A 20,666-nucleotide genomic window follows, 5' to 3' on the forward strand; every position below is an offset into this window, starting at 1 on the left:
TCTTTTTTTAAATTAAATGAAAGCCGTCATATGATAATAAGCATCTCAGACAGAGATGCTTAGATAAATTTGATTTGAATCTAGTATTAAGAAAAGTCCAGTTCTTTTTCAAATGCTTTTAGTTCAAAACGAGCCATGGCTAAATTTGATTTAGAACGATCTAAAACAAGATAAAGAAATAAATTTTCATTGCTTTCAAGCGGGCGAATCAGGTGATATTGCTTGCCTAAAGTAATTAAAATATCTTCAATATCATCATTTAATTGAAGTGCTCTGGCTATTTTACGTTTCGCGCGTATGACTTCGGTATTGCCTGCTGCAGCAAGTTCTAAATCTATGCCGGTTCCTTGAACGGCTAAAGCTAAACCACTTTCACTATCTACCAATGCTGCTGCAATAAAGCCATCCATCGCAGTTAAACTGTCTAAAACGATACGAGCCATATTCATTTCTACCTTAAATTAAGGGTTTCCCCGGAAAAATATTGATTTAAAGACCTAGTTTTTTACGCAGTTTCATAAAAAAACTGCGCACTTTAATCATCTGACCTTGATCAGTTGATTCATTGCTGCTCATGAATTTCGCTTCATGAAAGTCAATCCATGAACCCATTTTGAGCATATCGGTGAGTGCAACAAAACTGATGATTTGTTGTTTGGGAATGTTTAATTGATTGATTGCAGTTTGAATCTGAGCGCCCTGAGCAAAACATGTCGCAATTTTTAGTAGATTTCGACGTTCATACCCGGGCTCAAACTTTGGCCAGATCTGCAATTTAAAATATTGATTGACATGAACCTCTGGAAGTTCGATGTTGGTAGAACAATAGGCCTTCTGCCACAACCAGCTACGTAAATCCTGAGCTTGTGTATTCTTCAGCATCTCTTGCACAAACTGATTCGTGGCATAGGTTTGATTCAGACTTTTGTCAAAACCAGTCATTGGATGATCAGAATTGACCCAGACGCGCTCAGTCATGGTGTCGGCTAGAGCCAAGAACCCTTGATGATCGAATAACTGGATAAAACCGTTTCGGGCTAATAGGCATTGATCAAATACGGTCGAGATATCAACAGATTGTTCTACAGTTGTATCGGGCAGATGAAGATGATCATCCGGTTCGTAATCAAAGAATTTTTCTTGTAACCACTCACGTAAATGATCTAACTGGGTTACAGGATAAGATAAGGTGTCATCGACAATCATGCCCTGTTGTTCAGGAATTTTGATCAGACGCAGGTACTGTACATGAATCTGTGAGAGAATTTTTTGAATGCTGGATGATGCAAAAAAGGCATCATTCACCATCAGCAGGTCAATATTTTTTTCAGCGATATTGACCCAGCGTACCTGTACTTCACGAGGAACAGATAACAATATTTGGCTTTTAAGCTGGTCAAGTACATTCAGGCTCACCCCGAACACAGCAATATTCAAAAATGTTTTCATTTTCTAACCGTATTAAGCCAGGTGTGACTACAATAAATAATTTAAATTCATTTAAATACAGTGCATTACATGAAAATTAATCAATCACGTATTTTCATGGAGCTAATCATCTATGCATTTATTTTGGCTAAAAATTCTGAGGTTTTCTTGACTTCATAGCGCATTTGCCCCATCAGAACATCAGATGAGCCTACTGCTACAATCAGCATTGGATAGTGGGCATGTTCTACCCCCGTTAACACGACATGACCATTCTCTGCATCGAGAGAAAGCATCTTACAGCCGATCAAGTTGATTTCTGAAATGAAGGCCGACACCATCGCTAAGATTGAGCTACTGACTGCCGCAATTTTCCCCGTATTTTCCAGCTTTTTTTTACTGGCCAAAGCCAATTGAAAACCGTCAGAAGAACACAGCATGACAAAATCGAGGCCGCTCACGTTATTTAACAGTTCATGAATTTGCATACGACCAGTTTCAATCAATGATTGAGGAATCTGGCGCGAAAGAGGATTGATATTCACTTCGATTTCATCCTTTAAAGCATAACCATGCTGCGAGTTTCAATAGCAGCAATTAAGACTTCCACCATCAGCAGTACATCATCTTTTTGTCTGGCATCGACCGCGAATATGGGATAACTGTAGTGGTGTAAACTCATCCAATCCCGATAAATCTTGAGGATCTGATCCTGTTGTTGATCGAGATGAGTAATCCCAATCACAATATTTTCACTATAGCCTTGAAAAGCATTGAGATAGGTTTGCAAATCTTGCAAACGCTCTGCACGTGAATGATCAATTAAAATACCGATACCAATGGCGCCTTTACAGACAATAGACCACATAAAATCAAAGCGATCCTGACCGGGAGTGCCATACAGTCCGATTTTGGTATCATCTTCAAGCACGATTTCACCATAGTCGATTCCTACCGTGGTGGAATATTTGCTATGCCTATTTATGTCAGTATTCATGGCTTCGGTTTCTATGACCGGAATGTCAGAGAGCGCTTTAATGGCTGCCGATTTTCCAGCGCCCATACTTCCGCCAAAAACAATCTTGTATTGCTGTAAAATCATATAGATACTCGTTTTATCAAGGCTGAATAGATTTATATAAAGTCTGTTTGACGGTTTTCTACTTAAAGCAGCCAGAATTGAACAGCATATTTAAATCATTCGTTTGGACTGTCGCTGGAACCAAGCAATAATGATATAAAGTTGCCATAAGCCGAAATTTAAAAATTCGTCATATGTTGGGAAGTGAGCTTAGGCTTTGGAGTGTGAATAAACTGTGAATTTATTTGATATTTCACACATTAATGTGACTTTTATATGCTAGAACACATTTAAAGTATTGTTATTATCACTAATAAAAATTTTTAGTTCATAAGGCAGACCACCTACCTTAGTCTTCTAATAGATTAATCTTGTACAGCCTGATCTTTAATCAGGCTGGCTATATAATTCCCCCACCACTGCATCATTTCAATACGTTGTACAAGATATTCAGCATGATTATAGCTTGCCCGTGTTTTATTTTTATCCGTATGTGATAGTTGCGCTTCAATCCAATTGGATTGAAATAATCCAGATTCATTTAATATTGTACTAAAAGTAGAACGTAAACCATGTGCAGATAGTTCATCTTTATCATAGCCCATTTTTCGAATGGCTATATTCAATGTATTAAAATGCAGAGGTCTATCTGGATAACGGGGACTAGAAAATACATATTTTTCACCATGAGACCAGGCTAAGGCTGATTTTATCAGAGTCATTGCTTGGTCTGACAAAGGAACCAGAAAATCCGGAATATCATGGCCTAAAATGACTTTCCGTCGGAACTGTTTGATATGCAAAGCCGGTATTTTCCAAATTTTATTATCTAAATCAAAATGATGTGGTTCACAAAGTATAAGCTCAGCACCACGAACTCCAGTATAAAGTTTAAATAATAAGGCTTTTTTTATGATTGGATCCGTATTTACTTGACTCAATCTGGTGATAAAATTAGGTAAATCTTCTGATTTTAAATAAGGATAATTTTTTTTAATTTTAGTTTTTATTAATATTTTATTTAATCCGTGAGCAATATTATATTCACAGTAACCCATTGCCACAGCATAATCATAAATTTGGTTTAAATAACTGTAGGCTTTTTTAACCGGTTCCTTGACATGACGGGCTTCTATATTTTTAACGATAGTCACTAAATCATATCGTTTCACTTCATTAAATGGTATATCTCCTAAATCAGGATAAATCTCATGATTTAAACATTTTTTTGCCAATTGAATAACACCACAACGGGGTTCATCTTTAAAAGAGTTTTTTATTTTAAACTCTAACCATTCTTCGCAAATGTCTTGAAATGTTTTTATATTTTTTTTATGTACTGTTTCATTTTTATAACCATTAAATTTATATTCATCCCGGGCGGTTCTTGCCTGTTTTAATGACATGAAAGGATATTCGCCCAACTTCACTCGCGGACGCTTATTGCTACCTGCTACTGAATAACGATAACTCCAAGATTTACGTCCATTCGATTCCACCTTCAAACTTAAGCCATCGTCATCTGTAAGAAAATAAACTTTCTCCTTGGGCTTGGCCTGGCGTACCTTCGCTTCCGTAAGACTCATAAATTTAAACCCAACCACTAATGACACTGCAAATTTTAATTATAGCAAATTTAAGCAATTTTTATGTGATGCGTATCATACGCATCATACTATTTTTTAATTTATTGTTTTTTATTAATTTAATTTTTAATATTTCATTTTTAGTCACCAGCTTAAGTACCAATCATATTACTTGCAAGATATCTGAAACTGCTGCTCTAGGAATTTAATGCCGAGAAAGAGTTAAACTAACTAAATTAACTTGATCAGCGAGTTTTTTATGTATCCAAATATAGCCCCCAACGAAGACAATAAGACAGTCAAACGGTCAGGCAACAGGACTATGATATGAATAGAACATTGGGAAAGGATCACTGAATTCGACAACCGCTCTAGGGGCATAATGACTGCCTAAAACCTTGGACGGCTTTAAAGCCGCTTACGATGTCACTTTCTGTGAAGGTCCAGCTAGATATCGCCAAATGGAGATTATGAATAAGGCGCTGGATCTTAGCCAACCAGCGATTGTCAAACTGGGTTCTCGGCAAGTGGAGCTTTCTGTACCAGTAGCTGATGAAATTGTGATTTCGATTTCTGAGAGGTTGTGCACCAATTTAATCAGATCGCAGATGATCTGTTGGCTGAGTAGATTCGATCAGAAACGCTCCATATGATTCAAAGCCGGATTGAACAGAATATTGATTTATTAAATGCAAGATAAACACCTGTATGAGGATAGATAGAAATTTTATCCTTCCCTGTATGTTCCTGTGGCTTAAAAATCAGTCTTGAAATATGACTAAATTTTGGAAAATTTTAATTTTAAAATAAATGGGCCAAGATCATTGCAAATGACCAGATGGGGAAAAATCTGTCTATATAATTGTATTTTTTACAAAAAAAATCATTTAAAACAAAAAATTAATCAAATAAACCTCAGTAACCTTGCAAGATTTAAATCATGTTATCGATGAGATCATAAGATGGAGATGATGCATCTCCATCTTATGAGAGTCTATTAATACTGCGTTTGACCTGGAATCCAGTTGGTTCCAGCAAGTGGTACACGAGCCATTGCCGCCGCCTCGACATTCAGCGCCACCAGATCTTCCGGATCCAGATTGTGCAAATGCGATTTACCACAGGCACGTGCCATGGTTTGTGCTTCCAAGACCAAAACACGCAGGTAATTGGCCAAATGGCGTCCACCTTCAACTGGATCGAGGCGTTTTGACAGTTCTGGATCCTGGGTCGTAATTCCTGCAGGGTCACGACCATTTTGCCAGTCATCATAATAACCCGCCGCTGAACCAATTTCTTTCAGTTCCTTGTCTAGACGCGGATGGTTATCCCCCAGCGCAATCAGCGCTGCCGTACCAATCGCTACCGCATCTGCTCCCAACGCCATTGCTTTCGCCACATCGGCACCTGTGCGGATACCGCCAGAAACAATCAGCTGAACCTTACGGTGCATGCCCATTTCCTGCAAGGCTTGTACCGCTTGCGGAATGGCAGGAAGAATAGGAATACCGACGTGCTCAATAAACACTTCCTGGGTAGCTGCGGTACCGCCTTGCATGCCATCCAGCACGATCACATCTGCACCCGCTTTCACCGCCAGTTTTACGTCATAATACGGACGGCTGGCCCCGATTTTGACATAGATTGGCTTTTCCCAATCGGTGATTTCACGGATTTCGGCAATTTTAATTGCCAAGTCATCTGGACCCGTCCAGTCCGGATGACGGCAGGCACTACGCTGATCGACACCGACTGGCAAAGTACGCATACCTGCCACACGTTCTGTCACTTTCATGCCCAGCAGCATACCGCCACCGCCGGGTTTAGCACCTTGTCCGAGTACAATTTCAATCGCATCCGCTTTACGCAAATCATCAGGGTTCATACCGTAACGCGATGGCAAATATTGATACACCAATGTTTGCGAATGGCCACGTTCTTCAGGGGTCATGCCACCGTCACCGGTGGTGGTAGATGTGCCAACCATAGAGGCACCGCGGCCTAAAGATTCTTTGGCATTGGCAGATAATGCACCAAAGCTCATGCCGGCAATCGTTACAGGAATTTTTAAATGAATCGGTTTTTTGGCAAAGCGTGTGCCCAGTACCACATCGGTACCGCATTTTTCACGGTAGCCTTCCAGCGGGTAGCGTGACATGCTTGCACCGAGCAGCAGCAAATCATCAAAGTGCGGCACTTTACGCTTGGTACCACCGCCACGGATATCATAGATGCCGGTTGCCGCTGCACGCTGAATTTCTTGAATGGTTAAACGGTCAAACGTTGCAGATTCACGTAACACGGGTTCAAATTCTTGGATAGTTTGAGTCATGATTGATTGCTCCATTATTACGCTTGATTAGTATGCAGATGCATTGTCGACTTTGAAGTTGTACAGTTGGCGTGCCGAACCATAACGTTTGAAAGAAGCAGGATCTTCATCAAATCCGGCTTTAGACAGCAGTTCTGCCAGTTCTGCCAGATGTTCCTGACGCATTTCTTTTTCAATACAGTCTGAACCTAGAGACTTCACCGCACCTTTGACATAAATTCTGGTTTCATACAGCGAGTCGCCCAGCGCATCGCCTGCATCACCGCAAACCACCAGACGGCCAGCCTGCCCCATGAAGCAGCTCATGTGTCCAATACTGCCGCCCACCACAATATCTACGCCTTTCATTGAAATGCCGCAGCGTGCCCCAGCATCCCCTTCAATGACCAGCAGACCGCCATGCGCTGTTGCGCCTGCTGCTTGAGAGGCATTGCCTTTGATATGCACTGAACCTGACATCATATTTTCAGCTACGCCTACCCCAACATTGCCGTTGACGATGACATGAGCTTCTTGATTCATGCCGGCGCAGTAATATCCGGCATGGCCGTCAATGGTGACATTCACAGGGGCTTTAATGCCAACTGCAATATTATGCTGGCCGCCTGGATTGCTGACTTTCCAGTCCACAATGCTGTCGGTCAGTTCTTTGCTATGCAGGGCCTGGTTTAAATCACGGATGCTGTCTACGCTTAAATCAAATTCATCTTTTAAAATTGAAGTGCTGATTTTTTCTGCAAATGCTGTATTCATAGGGTTATTCCTGTTTTCTATTCTGGTTCATTCTTAGGCGGCTTGATCTGCACTGCGTTGCCAAACATATAAGGTGGCTGGTTCTGGTTCCCAGACTTTGGCTTTGTCAATATTCGGCAATGATGCCAAGGCTTGATATTCGGAAGCCATGGCCACATAGTCATCCGTTTCCGCCAGCACGGCCGGTTTGCAGGCAATCGGATCACGGATCACGGCAAAACCGTTTTTGGTGCCAATGGCAAAGGTAAAGAAACCGTCCAGATCGTCCAATGCATTGTTCAGTGCTTCTGCCAGAGAATCCCCTTGCTGTAAACGCCAAGTCAGATAGCCTGCAGCCACTTCGGTATCGTTATCTGTTTCAAAGCTGATGCCTTCACGTTTTAACTCTTGGCGTAAACGGGCATGATTAGACAGAGAACCGTTATGCACTAAACACAAATCAGCGCCGGTGGAAAATGGATGACTGCCTTCCATGGTCACTGCACTTTCAGTGGCCATTCGGGTATGACCGATAATGTGACTGCCCTTCATATTCGCCAAACCAAAACGCTCAGAAATTTCGACTGGCAAACCCATGCCTTTAAGAATTTCGATGCTTTGACCGACACTCATGATCTTGAGCTGCGGGGCAATTTTGCCAATCGCTGCGCGCACTGTTTGTTCATCCGATTTTGCTTTAATGACTGCAGCCGTGGCATTCTGGAACCAGTCCATATCGGTGTTCAGTTCTGCTTTCAGTGCTTCTGCAAATGCAGACCAGTCAAATTCATCTTCAACTGACTGTAAGGTAAGTTTGACCCAGCCCTCAGACACTTCGTCACCATAAATGGCAAAGCCTGCGCTGTCAGGGCCACGCCCGGTCATTGACTCCAGCATCGGTTCAAACAGTTTACCGAGTTGTGATTCCAAAGCTGGATTTTTTAAGTATAAGCCTACGATTCCGCACATAATTGTTCTCCGCTAAATGCTCTTTTTAATTCATGTCCTAGGGACGCTATGGGGTGAAAATAAAGTTTAGAAAAATTCGGTATAGCGCTGAATTTCCCAATCTGAAACATGGCGGCTGTATTCAACCCATTCCATGCTTTTTTGCAGGATGAATTCGTCAACAATTTCAGCACCGAGAGTTTCTCTAAACAGCGGATCTGCTTTTAGAGCCTCGACAGCTTCTTTCAGGGATTGAGGCAAGGTGCCAATACCGCGTGCAGCAATTTCTTCCAAACTCAAGGTATACAGGTTTTCATTGCATGCAGGTGGCGGGGTCAGTTCACGTTCAATACCGTCTAAGCCGGCAGCAATAATCGCTGCAGAAACCAAGTAGGGATTGCAACCGGCATCCGGCAAACGCAGTTCAATACGGCCATAAGGAATACGAACCATGGCAGAGCGGTTATTTGAACCATAGGCAATAAATGCCGGTGCCCAGGTCGAACCTGAAAGGGAGCGACCCACCACTAGGCGCTTGTATGAGTTCACAGTTGGGGCACAGAAGGCACACAGGGCCGGACCATGCTCAAGCAGCCCTGCAATAAAGTGATAGGCCATTTTTGACAAGCCCATGCCTTGCGGATCACTGTCATCATTAAATAGGTTGCTGGATTCTGCACTGCCTATCGACAAGTGGAAATGCATGCCATTGCCGGCACGTTTCGGGTCTGGCTTGGGCATAAACGAACAGACCATGCCCAAATCATGGGCAATTTCACCTGCTGCCATACGGAAGAACGTGAACATGTCCGCCGAGTTCATGGCATCACTATAGGTATAGTTAATCTCAAACTGGCCATTTGCATCTTCGTGGTCAATTTGATAAATATCAAAACCGACTGGAATTAATGCCTCGGTAATTCGTTCCAGGAACTGGCGTGAACGGGATAGGCCTTTATAGTCATAGCAGGGCTTGTCCAGATTGTCTGACTCATCGACTGCTTTCAGTTTGCCGTCTTCACCACGGCGGAACAAGCTGAATTCAGGTTCCAAGCCGGTATTGAGGGTCCAGCCTTTAGCCGACAGACGCTCAACTTGCTTGCGCAGTACATAGCGAGAATCGTAGGGATGTGGTTTGCCGTTGACATAGCCCTCACAGACCACACGGCCATAACCTGGCTGCCAGGGTACTGGTGTTAAAGAAGATAAATCACCTTTCACCATAAAGTCTGGACCATGCGGCTGCATCCCCATCCCTGAAATGGCAAAACCGGCAAAACCTACCCCTGCACCTTCAATGGCTTTGAGACCCGAAATCGGTACAGATTTTGTTTTTGCTGACCCATGAATATCGACAAACTGAGCCAATACATATTTTAACTGATGATCATCAATGACTTTCTGTACTTCTGCACGGTACTTGGGCTTACTAATGATGTCCTGTTCTTCTTCAAAGAACTCTTTTACGATGGCCTGCTGGAACATATTTGACATACTCCCGATATGACAAAAAATGATATTTGGCTCGAATAATGCACAGATATTTGATTCAATGTATTATTCAACAGAAGAAACTTTCTTTCCTAAAGAGAAAGCAATTCCCTTGCCAACTTTTTTAGATCGGTTAAAAAATTTGTGCTTGGGGCCTAAAAGCCTTAATATTCCTAAAGAGAATAAAAGTTTCATAAAATAATACTTTCATTCCACATCGGGGCTGCTTTTTAATTTTGATTAAGAGTCAGCAGGATTTAGATTCAAAACAGTGCGAGTTGATCCATAATGAGACAAAACAAGAACAGCCTTAAACTGGAACAGTACATTGGCATTCAAATCAAACGTTGCCGTCAGGAACAGGGCTTGAAACTGGCGGAAGTGGCGCAGACTGCTGAAATCAGTCAGGGCATGCTGAGTAAAATTGAAAATGCCCAGGTCTCGACCAGCCTTGAAACGCTGAGCCGTCTATGTGAAGTACTGGGAATCCCCTTATCCACCTTATTCAGTCAATATGACCATCAGGAAAGCCGGGCCATGATTGTGAAATCAGGCGAAGGGATGGAGGTGGTGCGTCGCGGTACCGAAAAAGGGCATACGTATCACCTGCTGACCCATTCCCGCGGGCCGCGCAAAAACTTTGAAGCCTATTTGGTCAGCATGGATGATGCCAGCGAAGAATTTCCTACCTTTGCCCACCCGGGAACAGAGATGCTGTATCTGATTGAAGGTGAAATCATGTACCGTCATGGCGATGAAGTGTTTCATATGCAGCCAGGTGACTGCTTGACTTTAGATGGAGAAATTCCGCATGGCCCAGAACAACTGATTAAAGTCCCGATCCGTTTGATCTCCATGGTGAACTATGGGGATAACCAGGCCGAATAAAGCGGCGCTGTTTTTATCAAAAGATGGCATTGCCATCTTTTTTGCTGATACGCTTCGCAAAAACCGTGCGGTAGCGTAATCAAAGTTTATCTTGCCCTCCCCTTATTGCTCTTTCGCCATCTCAACAGTTCCATCTCCCTATCAACAGCCCCCTCCTTTATGACAACATCCCTAGACTGTTGCAGAGATCAAAATTCAACTCTGGTATAAGAATTGCTTTGCTTAAAAATAAATAAATATTCCCAATAAGAATATATTATTGCAACGCATTGATTTTGGGATATTGATCTTTACAGCCTAGTAAAAAAATCCGGAGTACAACCTATGTGGGTAAATCATTTAAAAAGAATTGTCGTAGCGAGCCTGCTGCTGCCAGGCTTGGCCTTTGCAGGTGAGACCGATCTGGACAGCGCCTCCACCGTATGGATGATGCTGTCGACACTGCTGGTGCTGCTGATGTTTGTTCCCGGCTTGGCGCTGTTTTATGGCGGTATGGTCCGCGCCAAAAATATTCTGTCTATTTATACCCAGTTTTTTGCTGTGGCAGGCGTGGTTTGTGTATTGTGGCTGACTGTGGTTTATAGCATGAGTGCAGATAAAACCCATATGCAAGCGGGGGTAACCAATCTCTATAGCTTTGTTGGCAGTTTAAATAAGGCCTTTCTGGTGGGTATTGATGAAAATACTCTGCTGGGCGGTGTACCTGAATATATTCTGATTATTTTTGGCATGACCTTCGCGATCATTACCCCCTGTCTGGCCATAGGTGCTTTTGCTGAACGCATGAAGTTTGGTGCAGTGGTGTTGTTTTCTGCCCTATGGCTGGTTTTGGTATATGGACCAATGACCCATATGGTCTGGGGTGGTGAAGGTGCAATCATGCACACCTGGGGAGTTCTGGACTTTGCTGGCGGTACCGCGGTGCATATTAATGCCGGCGTTGCCGCCTTAGTCGGCGCAATCGTATTAGGCAAGCGTAAAGGCTGGCCGGCTGCACCCGTTCCCCCGCACAATGTAGTCTATACCATGATCGGTGCAGCATTTTTATGGGTGGGCTGGTTCGGCTTTAATGTCGGTTCTGCATTCGCGGTAAATGCATCGGCAACCATTGCCATGATGACCACCATGGTGGCGACCTGCGGCGGCATCTTAGGCTGGATGGTGATTGAAAAGATGCATACCCATCATGTCACGGCTTTGGGCCTGGCTTCAGGTGCGATTGGCGGACTGGTGGGCATTACCCCTGCAGCGGCTTATGTCGGACCTTTTGGTGCGTTGGCGATCGGCTTTATCACCGCCATCTGCTGTTTCTATGCCGTGACCAAGCTGAAGCATAAAATGGGAATCGATGATGCCCTGGATGTCTTTGCCCTGCATGGCATAGGCGGCATGGTCGGCTGTATGCTCACCGGTATTTTCTGCATCCCGCAACTGGGCGGCAAAGTGACCGACATTTCCCTGCTGAACCAGTTGGCTGCACAGGCAGGCAGTATTGTACTCACCGTGATTTATTGCGGCGTGCTGACCTGGCTGATTATGAAGTTGGTCGATAAGACCATCGGTTTACGTGTAACCCCGGAACAGGAAGAGCGCGGTCTGGATGTCAGCGATCACAACGAACGTGCGTATAACAATTAACGCCGCGGTCCGCTTTCAGTTGATAAATTAAAATTTCATTTCAGTCCATTTAAAATTATTCAACTTCACCAAGCAAATGCTTCAGGGTATTTGCTTTTATTTTTGCAAGTACAATGCTCAGACGGGCAATTCCCATCTGCTTTCTCGGGGTAAAAACAGCTGACCATGGCTAAAGAGCTACTTCTTTTGAGATATAGACGCCCTAGCTTGAAAATGATTATGATAGATCGTTTAACCGCAAATTAAGTAAAAATATATATTTGAAAAATAATAAAATAATTATTAATTAAAGACTAGTGGTATAAGAATTGCATCTTGAATCATGAAAGAAATATTCCCTTTAGTAATACCAATTCCCACCAAAAAATGGGCAAGCTAATGTAAATCTATATTCATGAGATTCAGGAGCAATTCATGATAATGAACAATGTGAAGAAGTTACTCATGCTGAGTGTACTGCTGTCGCCTAGCGCAGTTTTCGCCGCTGAGGGAACGATTGATGGACCTGCCACTGTATGGCTCATGGTTTCTATTGTTATTGTCCTGCTGATGTTTATTCCAGGACTTGCGCTGTTTTATGGCGGTATGGTCCGCGCCAAAAATATCCTGTCTTTATTTACCCAGTTTTTTGCGATTGCCGGTATTGTCGGCATTTTATGGGTGGCCGGAGTATATAGCCTGGCAACCGATACCACCAATATGCAAGAAGGCGTTTATAATCTGAACAGCATTGTCGGTGGTCTGGATAAGCTGATGCTGAAGGGCATCACCGCAGAAAGCCTGGCAGGTGGCATTCCTGAATATATCTTGATTGTGTTCCTGATGACCTTTGCCATGATCACGCCGTGTATTGCACTGGGTGGTTTTGCGGAAAGAATGAAATTCCGGGCAACGGTTATTTTTTCATCTCTGTGGATAGTGCTGGTCTATGGCCCAATGGCCCATATGGTATGGGGCGGCAAAGGCGCACTATTCCATAACTGGGGAGTATTGGACTTTGCCGGCGGTACTGCTGTACATATTGCAGCCGGGGTCACGGCATTTGTTGGTGCCATGGTGGTGGGCAAACGTAAAGGCTGGCCTGCTACGCCGATGCCGCCGCACAATGTGGTATTTGTGATGATTGGCGCAGCATTGCTCTGGGCCGGCTGGTTCGGTTTTAACGTGGGTTCGGCTCTGGCCATCAATTCTTCAGCCGCACTGATTTTCATGACCACCATGCTGGCAACCTGCGGTGGTATTGTCGGCTGGATGTTTGCTGAAAAAATGTATTCCGGCCATGTCACTGCCTTTGGTCTGGCTTCAGGTGCCATTGGCGGCTTGGTCGGCATTACCCCGGCGGCCGCTTATGTTGGCCCTTTTGGTGCAATTGTGATTGGCCTGCTCACCAGTATGGCCAGCTATTACGCGATTATGATGCTAAAGAAAAAGCTCGGCGTAGACGATGCGCTGGATGTATTTTCGTTACATGGCATTGGCGGTATGGTTGGCTGCCTGCTGACCGGCATTTTCTGTATCCCCGAGTTGGGCGGCAATGTTGAAGGCATTTCCCTGCTCCCGCAATTCTTGGCACAACTGGCCAGTATTGCGATGACCTTTGCCTATGTCGGCATCTTGAGCTGGATCTTGCTGAAAATCATTGATAAAACTGTGGGGCTACGTGTTACGGCAGAACAGGAAGAGCGCGGTCTGGATGTCAGTGATCATAACGAACGTGCCTATAACTAAAGGCCGTATAAAATCAAGTAACAAGGGCTTAGGCCCTTGTTTTTTTATGGCTGCTTGGGATAAACATCGCTTTGCATCATTTGCATACATGACTATACTGCCCTTTGGGGATTAAATCCCTACTGTCCATCTGCGGATTTTAACTGTGGGGCGCCCTCTCAGCGGGTTAAACCTGTACTCTCCTCGCTCATTCTCTCTTATGGGAAAAACAGGGATAGATAGCGCTAACGGCTTCCTTTCGGTCATTTTCCCACAACACGTCTTTGAGATTGCATGATGCAATGCCGAGTGCTCCAGCACTATATATGGCTGAACATTCCCAAAAAAACCACAAGGATAATTCTCTATACAGGGTCATCATTATAGGGAAATCGGGTAGTGCGATCATGTATCCATGGTGACAAGAACAAACGGCGAATTTCGTCCTATCAGTTTGAAGCATTTAAATTTTTTCTTGATCAAGACGATGCTTGGCTAAACGACAAAGGCTTGAAAGCATAGCACTGGCAAGGGATGGCTGTAGCTTTTATGATAAAGGTTTATTGCTGTCCTGACGCCAGCACATAAAGCAAATGGCTGCCAGCTTACGCTAACAGCCATTCAGGGGGATTGCAGTTGGGGGAAAACAGAATTGTTATTTATGCAATGCTGAGCAGCCCGTCAATACCGACAGCTTGACCATCAAATTCCGCAATGGCATCCAGCAGGACATTCCATAAATACAGTGCAGAGGCCCGGTCACACAAGAGATTTAATTTCGGCGCTTGGGCATCGCTGACATTCATCACCACAGTATTAATGCGTGCCACTGAGGTCTGTGCAATTTGACCTGCAGCAAAAGCCTCTGCGGACAAATCGACCGCACACAGCTTAGCCATGATCAAAGCCACAGATTGCCCGGTCAGTTGAATCCAGGCATGGCTGTCTTGACGCGGCAGCAAATAGTTGGCGCGGTCACTCAGCACCCAGCTCTGTTCCAGTGCGGCTACACTTTCGCCAAAATCCTGTATTGCACCCAGCACCAAATATTCGGTCGCAGACAGCCGTGCCACAATGCTGCCATTAGCCTGATGACACAATTTGTTGGGTGCATCCGGCAATGTAAAACCGGCTGCAGTTAAATAGCTGGCACTGTCGGTTCCCCGGAAACCGACGCGTGGCATATTGGTTAAATCCACCACTGCACATTGCTGAATGCGGTGGGACTCACCGCCTGCAAGAAACATGCGTCCTGCGCCATAAGACTGATAGGCCGCACAAGTTTTTTGAATGGGACTGCGTTCCGCTTGAGGCAAAATACTCATAATCAGATCTCCTGACGGGCATTATTAGGGTCATAAAAAGGCGCTTTTACTACTGTGGCGTAGACACTTGCACCTTTTTCCACACGAATCTGGAACTGTTGGCCCACTACGCTTTGCTCAATACCGACATACGCCATGCCAATAATTTGGTCCAGGGTTGGTGAATATTCACAGGAGGTTACGTTTCCTGTAATTTTGTCGCCATTCAGCACAATATGGCCTTCCAGCGGTTTTTGCTGCTGTTTATCCAGCACAAAAGACACCAATTTGCGTTTCATGGGCTGCTGTTCCAAAATGGCAATGGAACGCTTGCCCACGAACCAAGGCTTGCTTTTCGCCACAGCCCAGCCTAAGTCCACTTCTTTAGGATGCGACATGCCATCGGTATCCTGACTGATAATAATATGGCCCTTTTCCAGACGCAGCAGTCGCTGGCTTTCCACCCCAAAAGGCTTCATTGAGAATTCTTGACCCGCCTGCATCAGCAGATCCCACATGAACTCGCCATAGCGTGCGGGGAAGTGAATTTCATAGCCCAATTCGCCCACAAAACCAACGCGCAAGATACGCACAGCAATGCCCTGAATGGTTCCGGTGCGCAAACCCAGGTAGGGAAATGCTGCTGCACTGAAGTCAACATCCTGACAGACCTTTTGCAGCACTTTGCGGGAATTCGGACCGGCAATATTCACCGCCGCAAATGCCGACGTGACATTGGCGATATCGACATTTAAGCGCCACTGCGCATTCCATTTCAGCATTTGCTGGTAAATGCGGTCTACCCCACTGGTGGTTGCCGTAACATAAAAATGGTTTTCACTTAAACGCCCGGCAACTCCGTCGTCAATCACCACGCCATCTTCGGCAGTCATGACTGCATAACGGGTTTTACCGACTGGCAATTTTACAAAACCAAAGGTATATAAGCGGTTGAGGAACTCGCCGCTGTCAGGCCCGCGAAGATCTAATCCGCCTAAAGTAGAGACATCAATCATGCCGACATTCTGACGTACATTGCGCACTTCGTTTTCAATATGCTGCAAACGGCCAGAGACGTCACCATAATAAGCCGGACGCTGCCAGTTGCCTGCCGGCATCATTTGTGCACCGGCCTCAATATGGCGTTGATGCATGGCAGTTTGACGGAATGGATCAAAACCGCGTCCTGCAATATGCGCCAGTTTTTCTGCGGTGAACGGTGGGCGGGCTGTCGTAACCCCGGTTTCGCTCACTGTTCGGTCGGTATATTTTGCCACGAGACGCGCAGTAGGTAGGGCTGAATGACGGCCTTGAGAAGGTCCCATGCCCACGGTAGAAAAACGCTTGACCAGCTGTACATCACGATAGCCCGATTTGGTGGCATTGATAATGTCGCGGATTTGCAGGTCTTCATCATAATCGACAAATTCTTTGCCCTTAGGATGCGCGAAAATTGGCCATGGGAAATTCACCGCTGCTTCGACAACAGGTTTTTTCGCTGCTGCTGCAGCATTGCCCAAAATGGCATTCACTGCATCCGTGGCGGTTTGCACCGCATCGTGCAGAACATTGTCCAGCTGATGTACACCGGCAACAGAGCCACTAATGTGCAATCCCTGAGGCAAACCGGAAATGCTGAACTGTGCCTTTTTGTCGTTATAGTTCAGTTTGGCCCCGGCTTGACACAGCAGCTGGTACACCGGCATATAACCGGATGACATGGCCAGCACATCACAATCAATTTTCTTGCCGTGTGTACCCACCTGGCCTTCGGCAACAATACTGCGTATATCGACCCCGGTCAGATGCTGCATGTCCTTGCTATGCAAGGCTTCATACACGGTACTGCTGAGATAGACCGGAATGTGGTGTAGTTCAACCGCTTTTTGCAAAGCGGGATCTTCTGCACCCGCGCGCATGTCGACCAGGGCGGCCACAGAGATACCGGCTTCGGCCAGATCTAGGGCGGCCAGATAGCCATCATCGTTACCGGTTAAAATAACCGTTTTCTGGCCCGGCCGTACCCCATACAGTTTGACCAGACGCTGTACGGCACTGGTCAGCAGCACGCCGGGCAAGTCGTTGTTGCGGAACACCACCGGCTGGTCAAAACTGCCGCTGGCCACGATACATTGCTTGGCACGGACTTTATACATGCGCTTGCCTTGAATGACCGGTAAATAATGATCGGTAAACCAGGCATTACAAATGGCTTGTTTCAGCACGCTAATGTTTTCATGCTGTTCTACTTGCGCAATCAGTTTGGCCGCACATGCAGCGGCTTTTTTGCCTTCGGCATCAAAACGCGCATAATGCAGGCTGCCACCCAGTATTTTATCCTGTTCGATTAGCAACACTTTTATACCGGCATTCGCGGCGGTTAACGCTGCCTGCAAGCCGGCCGGACCGGCACCAATAATGGCAATATCCGTAAATAGATAGGCTTTGTCGTAGTATTCAGGCTGAAAATTCAGGTCCAGCACCCCCAGCCCGGCTTTTTTACGGATCATGGACTCCCACAGCTTCCAGACCCCTTTAGGCTTGTAGAATGAGCGGTAATAAAAGCCGACAGGCATAAATTTTGAAAATTTGCCTAAAAACGCATCGCTGTCTTTCATTAACGAGCCAGCATAGTTTTGCCCCATTGCCGACAGATGCGCTGCAATCTCGGTGCTATCTGCCAGTACATTCGGCTCCTGCGGCAATTGAATCAGCGTATTGGCATCTTGTCCCGCCATGGTTAAAGGTGCACGCGGACGGTGGTATTTAAAAGAGCGTGACATAATCCAGCGCTGATTGGCAATCAAGGCACTGGCAATACTATCACCTGCATAGCCCTGAAAAGTCTGCTGATCAAACTGAAAAGTCACAGGCTGGTTGCGGTCAATCAAAATGCCATACGGCAAAGGCAGTCGGTTTAAATCTAGATTGCTCATGCGGATACCTCCTGTTTAGCAGCCTGTTCTGCTGTTTTTTCTGTAGCTGCCGGATTTTCAAAATCGATGCGCTGGCTAAACATTTCCTTGGCATCAAAGGTACGCAGAATTTCATCGCTCACTGTATGGCGCTCGGCAATAAACCAATAACTGCTGGGGGTATGCATCCACCATTCCAGTACCACACCGGCAATATTGCTTTTATTGAACACATAATCTGCCCATTCTTCATTGCTGCAGGTGTTCTGGTCCGGCATGGTTTTCAGCTCGCCGCCATAACTAAACTCACTGATATTTCTTGGACCATTTAAAGGACAAATCATTATTTTCATGGGTTTACTCCTTAATGGCTCGCCGCAGTGGCGCCCATTTCATTGACTTGCTGGAAGCGGCTGAAACGCGACAATTCAAATGGCTTGATCAGATCCGGCGTACGGCCAGTCGCTACCAGTTCCGCCATGGTCTTGCCGCAGATCGGGGTGGATTTAAAGCCCCATGTGCCCCAGCCTGCGTCCAGGTAATAATTGTCATAAGGCGATTTGCCCATAATCGGGCTGTAGTCAGGCGTCATGTCGGTCATGCCCGCCCATTGGCGCATGAGTTTGACATTGGCCATAAACGGGAACATTTCAATGGCATGAGCCAGCAGGCTTTCTTTTAACTCCAGGGTAGAACGGGTGTTGTACAGTGGATAAGGGTCTGAACCGCCGCCAAAAACAATTTCACCGCGGCTGGTTTGCTGCACATAACAATGCAATGCCGATGAGCTGACCAAGGGGTTGATAAACGGTTTAAACGGCTGGGACACCATGGCCTGCAGCGGGAAAGTATGAATCGGTGACTTGATATGCAGCTTGTTCATTAAAATGCTGGAAGCACCGGCAATCGCCTGCACCACACAGCCACACTTGATGCTGCCACGGTTGGTTTTCACCGCCGTGACCAGGTTTTTTTCAGTCACAAAATCCTGTACTTCAGTCAGCTGGTGGATTTCCACGCCGCGTTTAGCCGCTTCCTTGGCATAGCCCCAGGCCACGGCATCATGCCGCGCTGTGGCACCATCCATATGCCAGAGTCCTGCTAGAACCGGCAAATGTGCGGGATCAAGATTCAGACACGGTACCAGCTCCTTAATTTGCTGGCGGTCAATCATTTCGGTACGACCACCAAAATGCTTGTTCACTTCGGCACGCTGGCGGAAGGCACGCACAGTAGAATCGGTATGCGCCAAAGTCAGCTGGCCGCGCTCTGAATACATGATGTTGAAGTCAAATTCATTGGACAGGTTTTTAAATAAATCAACCGATTCTGAATAGAACTTCACCCCTTCTGAGGTCAGATAGTTGGAACGGATCACCGCAGTATTGCGCGCCGTATTACCACCGCCAAGATAGGATTTTTCCAACACAGCAACATTGGTGATGCCTTGATACTTTGCAAGATAATATGCGATTGCCAAACCATGACCGCCAGCGCCAATAATCACTACGTCATAGTGTGATTTCAGCTCCTTCGGTGGAGGCAAATCAACTTCAACAGGATATTCACTGCTTAATCCGTATTTGAGCAAACCGAGTGGCATGATTTTTTCTCCAAGGCATCTTTTCCAATGCCGCTAGCTTATTTTTTAAAAATGTTTGCCTGCATACGCGCAGCATCAAGGGTATTTTTCATCAGGTAGGCAATGGTCATAGGTCCGACACCGCCCGGAACAGGCGTGATGGCTTTGACCACGGACAGCGCATCGTCATAATCGACATCTCCGACCAGACGGTTTTTGCCGTTTTCCTGAATGCGGTTAATCCCCACATCAATGACCACAGCACCCGGTTTTAAATACGATGCATCGATCATTTTCGGTCTACCGACCGCTGCCACCAGAATGTCCGCATTTTTGCAAATGTCGCGAATATTCTGGGTGCGTGAATGGACAATGCTGACGGTGCAGCTTTCTTTTAATAACAGCGCTGCCATCGGCTTGCCGACAATGTTGGAACGGCCGACCACCACGGCATGCAGTCCGGACAGATCCGGCCCTAGGGTGTCTTTGAGCAGGCGGATACAACCGGTCGGTGTACATGGGGTTAACACCTCACGGCCCTGACTCAGACCGCCGACATTTTCACTGTGAAAACCGTCGACATCCTTAAGCGGATGAATGCGCTGCAACACCGCCGTTTCATCAATATGCGCCGGCAATGGCAGCTGCACCAGGATGCCATGCACGGTGGCATCTGCATTCAATTGATCAATTTTCTGCAACAGCGTGTCAGCCTCTGTATCTGCCGACATGCGGTATTCCAGTGAGCGGATGCCGACATACAGTGCTTTTTCAACCTTGTTGCGTACATAGACATGACTGGCCGGGTCATCTCCGACCAGGACTACCGCAAGGCAAGGCTCAATACCTTGCGCTTTCATCTGCTGCACTTCGCTTTTGATTTCGTCCAAAACGGTTTGTGCGGTTGCTTTGCCGTCAATTATCAGCGGCTGTGAGTGTTCTTGAATGGCTATGTTCATTTAAATACCACCGTACGGTCATCATTAAGGAATACGCGGTGTTCAACAAAGTATTTCACCGCTTTGGACAGCGCG

17 protein-coding genes are annotated in these 20,666 nt (G+C 45.7%); 3 read left to right on the forward strand and 14 right to left on the reverse strand.

Going from position 1 to position 20,666, the window contains the following annotated elements:
• Nucleotides 1–86 precede the first annotated feature (86 nt).
• The 9 genes from WAE57_RS13110 to glnT all read right to left on the reverse strand — a co-directional run bounded on the left by WAE57_RS13110 (nt 87) and on the right by glnT (nt 9,592).
• Nucleotides 87–443 carry a hypothetical protein gene (locus WAE57_RS13110; RefSeq protein ID WP_092819552.1) on the reverse strand — a complete coding sequence of 119 codons (357 nt, stop codon included), beginning with the start codon at nt 441–443 and terminating at the stop codon, nt 87–89.
• 46 nt (nt 444–489) lie between these two features.
• Entirely contained in the window at nt 490–1,449 is a 960-nt protein-coding gene (locus WAE57_RS13115; RefSeq protein WP_337710921.1) for a hypothetical protein, read from the reverse strand.
• Between the two features lie 110 nt (nt 1,450–1,559).
• Nucleotides 1,560–1,916: a roadblock/LC7 domain-containing protein gene (locus WAE57_RS13120; RefSeq protein ID WP_337710933.1), complete on the reverse strand. Its 357-nt coding sequence runs from the start codon at nt 1,914–1,916 to the stop codon at nt 1,560–1,562.
• 71 nt (nt 1,917–1,987) lie between these two features.
• Nucleotides 1,988–2,530, reverse strand: coding sequence for an ATP/GTP-binding protein (locus tag WAE57_RS13125; protein ID WP_086176118.1), 543 nt, complete (start codon nt 2,528–2,530; stop codon nt 1,988–1,990).
• A 344-nt stretch (nt 2,531–2,874) separates the two neighbouring features.
• Nucleotides 2,875–4,095 (reverse strand): integrase arm-type DNA-binding domain-containing protein, encoded by a 1,221-nt coding sequence (locus tag WAE57_RS13130; RefSeq protein WP_337710922.1) that lies wholly within the window; start codon nt 4,093–4,095, stop codon nt 2,875–2,877.
• Nucleotides 4,096–5,092: 997 nt separating this feature from the next.
• Entirely contained in the window at nt 5,093–6,427 is a 1,335-nt protein-coding gene (locus WAE57_RS13135; protein WP_004704280.1) for an FMN-binding glutamate synthase family protein, read from the reverse strand.
• A gap of 27 nt (nt 6,428–6,454) precedes the next feature.
• Nucleotides 6,455–7,180, reverse strand: a complete 726-nt coding sequence (locus WAE57_RS13140) for a protein glxC (RefSeq protein ID WP_337710923.1) — start codon at nt 7,178–7,180, stop codon at nt 6,455–6,457.
• A 33-nt stretch (nt 7,181–7,213) separates the two neighbouring features.
• A complete protein-coding gene (locus WAE57_RS13145; protein WP_004704283.1) occupies nt 7,214–8,128 on the reverse strand; it encodes a glutamine amidotransferase family protein in 915 nt (304 codons plus the stop codon).
• Between the two features lie 66 nt (nt 8,129–8,194).
• Nucleotides 8,195–9,592, reverse strand: coding sequence for a type III glutamate--ammonia ligase (gene glnT / locus WAE57_RS13150; protein ID WP_337710924.1), 1,398 nt, complete (start codon nt 9,590–9,592; stop codon nt 8,195–8,197).
• A gap of 294 nt (nt 9,593–9,886) precedes the next feature.
• Here glnT and WAE57_RS13155 point away from each other — a divergent pair, with 294 nt between their 5' ends.
• The 3 genes from WAE57_RS13155 to WAE57_RS13165 all read left to right on the forward strand — a co-directional run bounded on the left by WAE57_RS13155 (nt 9,887) and on the right by WAE57_RS13165 (nt 13,852).
• Entirely contained in the window at nt 9,887–10,486 is a 600-nt protein-coding gene (locus tag WAE57_RS13155) for an XRE family transcriptional regulator (protein ID WP_004704287.1), read from the forward strand.
• 324 nt (nt 10,487–10,810) lie between these two features.
• Nucleotides 10,811–12,124, forward strand: a complete 1,314-nt coding sequence (locus WAE57_RS13160; RefSeq protein ID WP_337710925.1) for an ammonium transporter — start codon at nt 10,811–10,813, stop codon at nt 12,122–12,124.
• Nucleotides 12,125–12,538: 414 nt separating this feature from the next.
• Nucleotides 12,539–13,852, forward strand: coding sequence for an ammonium transporter (locus tag WAE57_RS13165; RefSeq protein ID WP_337710926.1), 1,314 nt, complete (start codon nt 12,539–12,541; stop codon nt 13,850–13,852).
• Between the two features lie 638 nt (nt 13,853–14,490).
• Here WAE57_RS13165 and WAE57_RS13170 read toward each other — a convergent pair.
• The 5 genes from WAE57_RS13170 to folD are packed head-to-tail and all read right to left on the reverse strand — an operon-like array spanning nt 14,491 to nt 20,591.
• Nucleotides 14,491–15,156 carry a sarcosine oxidase gene (locus tag WAE57_RS13170; protein WP_337710927.1) on the reverse strand — a complete coding sequence of 222 codons (666 nt, stop codon included), beginning with the start codon at nt 15,154–15,156 and terminating at the stop codon, nt 14,491–14,493.
• A gap of 2 nt (nt 15,157–15,158) precedes the next feature.
• Nucleotides 15,159–18,071 (reverse strand): glycine cleavage T C-terminal barrel domain-containing protein, encoded by a 2,913-nt coding sequence (locus WAE57_RS13175; protein ID WP_337710928.1) that lies wholly within the window; start codon nt 18,069–18,071, stop codon nt 15,159–15,161.
• The gene (locus WAE57_RS13180; RefSeq protein WP_086176141.1) at nt 18,068–18,403 is read right to left on the reverse strand and encodes a sarcosine oxidase subunit delta; all 336 of its coding nucleotides are present in this window, start codon (nt 18,401–18,403) and stop codon (nt 18,068–18,070) included. The genes WAE57_RS13175 and WAE57_RS13180 overlap by 4 nt, the downstream gene beginning before the upstream one ends.
• An 11-nt stretch (nt 18,404–18,414) precedes the next feature.
• Nucleotides 18,415–19,653 (reverse strand): FAD-dependent oxidoreductase, encoded by a 1,239-nt coding sequence (locus WAE57_RS13185; protein WP_237788290.1) that lies wholly within the window; start codon nt 19,651–19,653, stop codon nt 18,415–18,417.
• Between the two features lie 38 nt (nt 19,654–19,691).
• Nucleotides 19,692–20,591 carry a bifunctional methylenetetrahydrofolate dehydrogenase/methenyltetrahydrofolate cyclohydrolase FolD gene (gene folD, locus WAE57_RS13190; RefSeq protein ID WP_337710929.1) on the reverse strand — a complete coding sequence of 300 codons (900 nt, stop codon included), beginning with the start codon at nt 20,589–20,591 and terminating at the stop codon, nt 19,692–19,694.
• Nucleotides 20,592–20,666 lie beyond the last annotated feature (75 nt).

The organism is Acinetobacter sp. NS-4, assembly GCF_037402435.1.
In the GTDB taxonomy this organism is placed as follows: Bacteria; Pseudomonadota; Gammaproteobacteria; order Pseudomonadales; family Moraxellaceae; genus Acinetobacter.

Coding starts and splice junctions, on each gene's coding strand:
- WAE57_RS13110 (WP_092819552.1), bottom strand. CDS start 443: ATGGCTCGTATCGTTTTAGACAGTTTAACTGCGATGGATGGCTTTATT.
- WAE57_RS13115 (WP_337710921.1), bottom strand. CDS start 1,449: ATGAAAACATTTTTGAATATTGCTGTGTTCGGGGTGAGCCTGAATGTA.
- WAE57_RS13120 (WP_337710933.1), bottom strand. CDS start 1,916: ATGCAAATTCATGAACTGTTAAATAACGTGAGCGGCCTCGATTTTGTC.
- WAE57_RS13125 (WP_086176118.1), bottom strand. CDS start 2,530: ATGATTTTACAGCAATACAAGATTGTTTTTGGCGGAAGTATGGGCGCT.
- WAE57_RS13130 (WP_337710922.1), bottom strand. CDS start 4,095: ATGAGTCTTACGGAAGCGAAGGTACGCCAGGCCAAGCCCAAGGAGAAA.
- WAE57_RS13135 (WP_004704280.1), bottom strand. CDS start 6,427: ATGACTCAAACTATCCAAGAATTTGAACCCGTGTTACGTGAATCTGCA.
- WAE57_RS13140 (WP_337710923.1), bottom strand. CDS start 7,180: ATGAATACAGCATTTGCAGAAAAAATCAGCACTTCAATTTTAAAAGAT.
- WAE57_RS13145 (WP_004704283.1), bottom strand. CDS start 8,128: ATGTGCGGAATCGTAGGCTTATACTTAAAAAATCCAGCTTTGGAATCA.
- glnT (WP_337710924.1), bottom strand. CDS start 9,592: ATGTTCCAGCAGGCCATCGTAAAAGAGTTCTTTGAAGAAGAACAGGAC.
- WAE57_RS13155 (WP_004704287.1), top strand. CDS start 9,887: ATGAGACAAAACAAGAACAGCCTTAAACTGGAACAGTACATTGGCATT.
- WAE57_RS13160 (WP_337710925.1), top strand. CDS start 10,811: ATGTGGGTAAATCATTTAAAAAGAATTGTCGTAGCGAGCCTGCTGCTG.
- WAE57_RS13165 (WP_337710926.1), top strand. CDS start 12,539: ATGATAATGAACAATGTGAAGAAGTTACTCATGCTGAGTGTACTGCTG.
- WAE57_RS13170 (WP_337710927.1), bottom strand. CDS start 15,156: ATGAGTATTTTGCCTCAAGCGGAACGCAGTCCCATTCAAAAAACTTGT.
- WAE57_RS13175 (WP_337710928.1), bottom strand. CDS start 18,071: ATGAGCAATCTAGATTTAAACCGACTGCCTTTGCCGTATGGCATTTTG.
- WAE57_RS13180 (WP_086176141.1), bottom strand. CDS start 18,403: ATGAAAATAATGATTTGTCCTTTAAATGGTCCAAGAAATATCAGTGAG.
- WAE57_RS13185 (WP_237788290.1), bottom strand. CDS start 19,653: ATGCCACTCGGTTTGCTCAAATACGGATTAAGCAGTGAATATCCTGTT.
- folD (WP_337710929.1), bottom strand. CDS start 20,591: ATGAACATAGCCATTCAAGAACACTCACAGCCGCTGATAATTGACGGC.